Source organism: Methylobacterium sp. WL18 (assembly GCF_008040015.1).
Lineage (GTDB): Bacteria > Pseudomonadota > Alphaproteobacteria > Rhizobiales > Beijerinckiaceae > Methylobacterium > Methylobacterium mesophilicum.
Genome location: NZ_VRVD01001274.1, coordinates 1 through 551 on the forward strand (window position 1 = coordinate 1; position 551 = coordinate 551).

Consider the following 551-nt stretch of genomic DNA (forward strand, 5'->3'; position numbering starts at 1 on the left):
ATATCCGCCAGGTCGCCCCCGCGCCGCCGCGGCCGAACACCACCAGGATGTCGTCGCCCGCCGCCGCGGCCGCCTGCGCGGGTGCGGCCAGGAACCCGGCATAATGCGTCTTGGCGCGGACCCAGTCCGGCACGCCGGCTCCGTCCAGGGCCTCGGGGAAGGGCGCGAGCAGGCGCGTCGCGCTGCGGAAGGCTTCCAGATGCGGCCGGTCGGTGCGGGTGCCGGCGAGGCGCACCACCAGGGTCGGCACCGACAGCAGGCGCGCCAGCAGGGCGACCTCGACCGAGACGTCGACCACGATCAGCGCCGGGTCGGTCCGGGCGGCCCAGTCGGCGATGCGGGCCATGCGGGCGCGCACGCCGGGATGGTTCAGGGGCGCGTAGTGGAACGCCTCCGGCCGCCCGGCCTCGCCGTCCCGCCCATCGAATTCCAAGCCGTCGAAATGTGGGCCGCCGAGCGGGCGGTCGTCGGGCAGGTCGAGCACGTCGAGGCCGGGTCTCGCGATCGCGCCCGCGTCGAACGCGGCGAGGGTGCCGATCAGCGTGCAGGGC

The 551-nt window shown here is 75.9% G+C and carries 1 pseudogene; it reads right to left on the reverse strand.

Going from position 1 to position 551, the window contains the following annotated elements:
• A pseudogene (locus FV228_RS32275) lies at positions 1 to 551 on the reverse strand (glycosyltransferase); the annotation flags it as partial.